Origin of the sequence: Dietzia sp. B44 (genome assembly GCF_014145245.1) — a bacterium.
In the GTDB taxonomy this organism is placed as follows: domain Bacteria; phylum Actinomycetota; class Actinomycetes; order Mycobacteriales; family Mycobacteriaceae; genus Dietzia; species Dietzia natronolimnaea.
Genome location: NZ_JAALEF010000168.1, coordinates 1 through 5,744, shown reverse-complemented (window position 1 = coordinate 5,744; position 5,744 = coordinate 1). Strand labels below are relative to the sequence as shown.

The following is a 5,744-nucleotide window of genomic DNA, read 5'->3' as shown; positions in this document are numbered from 1 at the left end:
GGCCCGTGATCGGACACCCCGATCACGGGCCGCAGGTGCATTGACGGGTCCCGCCGTCAGCAGGGGTGGTGCGCCTCCTGGACCTGGTACACGGGGGTGGGCACGCCCTCCATCCTCGCCTTGAGCTGCAGGGCCAGGTACTTGGAGTAGTGGCGGGACTGGTGCAGGTTGCCTCCGTGGATCCAGAGCTGCTCGACGTTCGTCGGCTTCCACATGTTGCGGAGTTCCCCCTCCCAGGGCCCGGGGTCCCGGGTGGTGTCGGAACCGTATCCCCAGACCTTGCCCACCCGGTCGGCGACGTCCTGCGACACGAGATCGGTCAACCACTGGTTCATCGAGCCGTACCCGGTGGCGTAGACGATGAGGTCGGCGGGCAGGATCGTCCCGTCGTCCAGCTCCACCCCGTCGGCCCGGATCCGCGTCACCTGCCCGCGTGCCAGCGCGACCTCGCCGTCGATCACCAGTTGGCTGGCACCGACGTCGATGTAGTACCCCGAACCGCGCCGGAGGTACTTGAGAAAGAGGCCGGACCCGTCCTCCCCGAAGTCCAGCTCGAATCCGGCCTCGCGGAGTCGGCCGTAGAACTCCGAGTCCTTCTCCGCCATCTGCTCGTAGACGGGGATCTGCACCCCGGGGAGCAGGCGGTAGGGCCAGGAGGCGAAGAGCATGTCGGCCTTCTCGGTCGTCACCCCCGCCTCCAGTGCGTCCTCGGAGTACAGGGGTCCGAGCGCCAGCGACATGAGCGACTCGCTCCGCGCGATGTGGGTGGAGGAGCGCTGGACCATGGTGACGTCCGCTCCGTGGTCCCAGAGCGCGGCGCAGATGTCATGGGCCGAGTTGTTCGAGCCGATCACCACGGCCCGCTTGCCCTCCACGTCCCCCTCCCCGGTGAACTCCGAGGAGTGCCACTGCTCGCCGGTGAACGAGTCCGCGCCCTCGACGTGCGGGATGTTCGGGTAGCCCGAGACCCCGAGCGCGAACACCAGCTGGGTGGGGCGGAGCTCCACCTTCTCGCCTCGCCGGTCCACCTCGACCCGCCACGTCCCGGACTCCTCGTCGAAGTCGGCGGTCAGACACTGCGTACCGGACCAGTAGTCGAGCTCCATGATCGCGGTGTAGTGCTCGAGCCAGTCCCCGACCTTGTCCTTGGACGGGAACACCGGCCAGTCGTCGGGGAAGGGGATGTACGGCAGATGGTCGTACCAGACCGGATCGTGGAGGTGGAGTGACTTGTAGCGCTTGCGCCACGAGTCGCCGGCCCGCTCGTTCTTCTCGATCACGATGGTCGGCACGCCCAGCCGCTTGAGTCGGGCCGCGAGCCCGATCCCGCCCTGGCCTCCGCCGATGATCACCGTGTACGGCTGCTCGGTGTATCCGAGGGCCTTCTGGCGCTCCTGCTTCTTCTCGAGCCACGTCGTGCGCCCCTTGCGGATGACGTGTTCGACGCCCTGGTCCCGGGTCCGGCGCCTCTTCTCCTCGTGCCCCTTGAGTTCCTGCATCGTGGTCAGGAGGGTCCAGGCCCTGCCGTCGCGCAAGCGGAGGTGGGCCCATCCGCGGCCGACCGCCGTCTCGAAGGTCACCCACGCCTCGGTCAGGTCACCCGACGCGCTCGCGGGGTCGTCGAGCCTCCAGTCGGAGGGGGAGACCGCGGACAGCTGGGAATCGAGCATCCCGCGGATCTGCTCCCGCCCTTCGAGGGTCTTGAGGTTCCACGTGAAGGCGACGAAGTCGCGCCAGTAGCCCTCGGGGTCGAACAACTGCGCCGCGCGCTCCGCGTCCCCCGCCCGGAGGGCCTCGTCGAACTCCCCGAGCCACCTCTCGACCGTGGCGTCGGCGCCTGAACCGGCGCCGCCCGCCCCACCCCGGTCGGCCGGTGCATCTGTCGTCTGGGTCATGTCCGCTCCTTCGTCTCGTGTAGCTTCGGCAATGACGTAGATCACACTTTCTTCCCCAGGGGGTGGCAATGTCGTTGCACCCGGCCCTGCGGTTCTCCGACCCCCGGGCCTTCGCCGAGCGCTCCATCAGGGCCCACGGGATCGCGCTCTCCGGTGGCGCGACCTCAGACCTCGACTCGCGGGTCCTACAGGCGTGGAGGCGCAGCGGAGCGGCCGGGATCTCGCCGGACCAGGAAATGCCGGCCCGCGTGCTCACCCGCGAACAGGTCGCCGACGCGCGGCAGCGCACACCCCTGCGCCACATCGCGGCGGACGTGGTGGCCTCGGTGTCCGACACCTCCGCCGCGGGCCGGCACCTGGTGGTCCTCACCGATTCACGGGGGTGCCTGCTCTGGCGGTCGGGAAGTCCCCACGTACTCCGCCGCGCCGACTCGATCGCGTTCGCCGAGGGCGCGGACTGGTCCGAACGGGGGATCGGCACGAACGGCATCTCCCTCGCGTTGGAGACCGGGACGTTGACCCACGCCACCGCCGGCGAACACTACGTCCGGGCCCATCACGGCTGGACCTGCACGGCCAGTCCCGTCCGGGACGCCCGCGGCAGGATCCTCGGGGTCCTCGACGTCTCCCATCCGGTCCGTTTCTCGAGCTCCGAGACGGCCGCGCTGGTCCGTTGCGGTACCCGGTTGGCCGAGACGCTGCTCGCGAACGGAGTGGGTGGGCCGTCCCCGGACGACCCCCGCCCGCCGGACGCGGGCTCGCGCCCCGGACCCGGCCCCGACGAGAGCACGGATCGGGGCGACAACCCGGTGACGGAGATCCGTCTGCTCGGGTGGAGGCCGTCGGTGATCCGGGCCGACGGGTCGACGGTCGACCTCACCCCGCGAAGGGCGGAACTGCTCGCGCTCCTGGCGTCCCGGGAGGCGTGGACCGCGCGCTCCCTGTCCGAGGCGCTCTACGGGGACAGGGACGCCACGGCGACCGTCAGGGGCGAGGTCCGCAGGCTCCGTCAGCTCACCGGCCTGTCGATCGACTCCCAGCCGTACGCCCTGGCCTCCCACGCGCGAGGCTGCGTGGACTTCCTCTCGGTGGAGCATCCCGACGATCTCCTGCCCCTCTCGGAGATCCCGGCCATCATCGACCTGCGGTACGGGATCTGACGCCACGGGTTCTGACACCGCGGTTCGGCGCGGCCGGAACCTCGTCCGACCGAGGTGGCACAATCAGCAGTCATGACGCCGGAGAACACGGGACGCACGCTCCACCAGCCGCGCACGCTCGACCAGTCGTCCAAGCTCAAGGACGTCCTCTACGAGATCCGCGGCCCGGTGCTGGCGCGGGCGAACCAGCTCGAGGCGGAGGGTCACCGGATCCTCAAGCTGAACATCGGCAACCCCGCCCCCTTCGGGTTCGAGGCGCCGGACGTGATCATGCGCGACATGATCGCTGCACTGCCCCACGCGCAGGGCTACTCGGAGTCCAAGGGCATCCTGTCGGCCCGTCGAGCGATCTTCACGCGGTACGAGCTGGTCCCCGACTTCCCGCAGCTGGACGTGGAGGACATCTACCTCGGCAACGGCGTGTCCGAGCTGATCACCATGACGATGCAGGCGCTGCTGGACGACGGCGACGAGGTCCTCATCCCCGCCCCGGACTACCCGCTGTGGACCGCCATGACCTCACTCGCCGGGGGCAGGCCCGTCCACTACCTCGCCGACGAGCAGGACGACTGGAACCCGTCGCTCGAGGACATCGCCTCGAAGATCACGCCCAAGACCAAGGCCATCGTCGTGATCAACCCCAACAACCCCACCGGGGCGGTCTACTCCCGGGAGGTCCTGCAGGGGATCGTGGACCTGGCCCGCGAGCACAGTCTGCTCATCCTGGCGGACGAGATCTACGACCGGATCGTCTACGACGAGGCGCAGCACACCTCCATCGCCTCGCTCGCGCACGATCTTCTGGTCCTGACCTTCAACGGCCTGTCCAAGACGTACCGCGTGGCGGGCTACCGGGCGGGCTGGATGGCGATCACCGGCCCCAAGGCGCACGCGGCCGGGTTCCTCGAGGGTCTGGAGCTGTTGGCCTCGACGAGGTTGTGCCCCAACGTGCCCGCGCAGCACGCCATCCAGGTGGCACTCGGCGGGTACCAGTCGATCAACGAGCTGATCGAGCCCGGGGGCAGGCTCCACGAGCAGCGCGGCATCGCGTGGGAGAAGCTCAACTCGATCCCCGGGGTGAGCTGCGTCAAGCCGATGGGCGCCCTCTACGTGTTCCCCAGGCTCGACCCGGAGGTCCACGAGATCCACGACGACCGCCTGTTCGCGCTGGACCTGCTCGAACGCGAACGCATCCTGGTCACCCAGGGCACGGGGTTCAACTGGCCCGACCCGGATCACTTCCGGGTGGTCACGCTGCCCGCCGGCCGCGACCTGGCCGTGGCGATCGAGCGGATCGGCAACTTCCTGGCCTCGTACCGCCAGTAGTCCGGGCGCTCAGTGCCGCGCGCCCACGGTCGCCCGGTCCAGTTCCTCCGGGGTCACGTCGCGGGAGAGCCACACCGCTGCCGCGGTGGTGAGCGGGACGCACAGGGCGAGGGCGATCGCGCCGACGAGCGACCGCATCAGCTCCACGGCCACGACGTCGGAGGTGAGGATCGACAGCGGCGAGCGGGTCCCCAGCGAGAACAGCAGCAGCAGCGGCAGCGCCGACCCGGTGTACGCCAACACCAGGGTGTAGACCATCGAGGCGACGTGGTCGCGTCCGACCCCCATCGCCGACCGGAACACCTGGACGGGTCCGGCGTGCGGGTCGAGGTGGCGCATCTCGAACACGGTCGCGGACTGGCTCACGGTGACGTCGTTGAGCACGCCCAGGGCGCCGATGATGAAGCCGGCGAGCAGCAGTCCCGTCAGCGAGACGTGCTGCACGAACACCTGGACCTGGGTCGTGGAGTCGCCGCTGAGCCCGGTGATCCTGGTGGTCTCGATGACCACCCAGCTCAGTAACGCCGCCGCCAGCATCGCCGACAGGGTGCCGAGCAGCGCGGCGTGCGTCTTGAGGTTGATCCCGTGCACCACGTAGATCACCAGGTAGAGCACGGCGGAGCCGCCGACCACGGCCACCAGGATGGCCGGGTTGCCGTCGAGGATGGAGGGGAGGACGAACCCCACGACGACGACGAGGGCCACCGCGATCCCGATCAGGGCCCGCAGTCCCTTCCACCGCCCGACGGCGACCATCACCACGGCGCCCACGAGGAGCCACAACGCCATGGGCACGGTGCGGGTGAAGTCCTCGAAGGCATAGGTGTCGGTGGCCCCCTGGGGGGAGCGGCCCAGCTGGATCTGGTCGCCCTCACCGAGGTCCGGGGATCCGGGCCCGGGTGGTATCTCCAGCAGGACCTGTCGGCCGGCGTCCGGGCCGGTGTCGAGTCGCACGATCGAGCGCGGACACTCCGGGCCGGGGAACCGGGGCTCGAGCGGTGGACCGGGCAGCACCCGACCGTTGTCCGGGGAGCCGCAGGGTGCCACCTCGGTGGACACGACCTCGCCCCGCTCGGTCACCACCGAGGACCCGGACGACTGGGCGAAGTACGGGTCCAGCTCGGGGTCCTGGAAGGTCGGCCACAGCAGCGCCACCCCGATCATCGTCGCGACCGCGCCCAGGATCAGTCCGACCACCGTGATCCGGCCGGCGCCGCCGGACGGAACGAGGCGGGACCCGTGTCGGGGGCGCTCGACCCGGTGCCGGTGCCGGGGAGGGGTCGCTGGCCGGTCGCTCACGCGGGTAACCCTAACCCGCGCCGGGCCCGGTCGGAGTCGGAGGACGGTCGGAGTCGGAGGACGG

Annotated in this window: 4 protein-coding genes; 2 read left to right on the top strand and 2 right to left on the bottom strand. The window is 70.1% G+C overall.

Features of this window, described 5'->3' with window-relative positions; all coding sequences use genetic code 11:
• Positions 1–56: 56 nt before the first annotated feature.
• Positions 57–1,895 carry an NAD(P)/FAD-dependent oxidoreductase gene (locus G6017_RS06500; RefSeq protein ID WP_182610062.1) on the bottom strand — a complete coding sequence of 613 codons (1,839 nt, stop codon included), beginning with the start codon at positions 1,893–1,895 and terminating at the stop codon, positions 57–59.
• A 68-nt stretch (positions 1,896–1,963) separates the two neighbouring features.
• On the opposite strand from G6017_RS06500, the gene G6017_RS06495 reads away from it, so the two are divergent.
• Together G6017_RS06495 and G6017_RS06490 are read left to right on the top strand one after the other, a co-directional pair.
• On the top strand, positions 1,964–3,055 hold the full coding sequence (locus tag G6017_RS06495) for a helix-turn-helix domain-containing protein (protein ID WP_182610063.1): 1,092 nt from the start codon (positions 1,964–1,966) through the stop codon (positions 3,053–3,055).
• Positions 3,056–3,127: 72 nt separating this feature from the next.
• Positions 3,128–4,381, top strand: coding sequence for a pyridoxal phosphate-dependent aminotransferase (locus tag G6017_RS06490; RefSeq protein WP_179523539.1), 1,254 nt, complete (start codon positions 3,128–3,130; stop codon positions 4,379–4,381).
• Positions 4,382–4,390: 9 nt separating this feature from the next.
• Here the strand turns inward: G6017_RS06490 and G6017_RS17310 are convergent, their stop codons facing one another.
• The gene (locus tag G6017_RS17310; RefSeq protein WP_179523540.1) at positions 4,391–5,680 is read right to left on the bottom strand and encodes a YibE/F family protein; all 1,290 of its coding nucleotides are present in this window, start codon (positions 5,678–5,680) and stop codon (positions 4,391–4,393) included.
• Positions 5,681–5,744 lie beyond the last annotated feature (64 nt).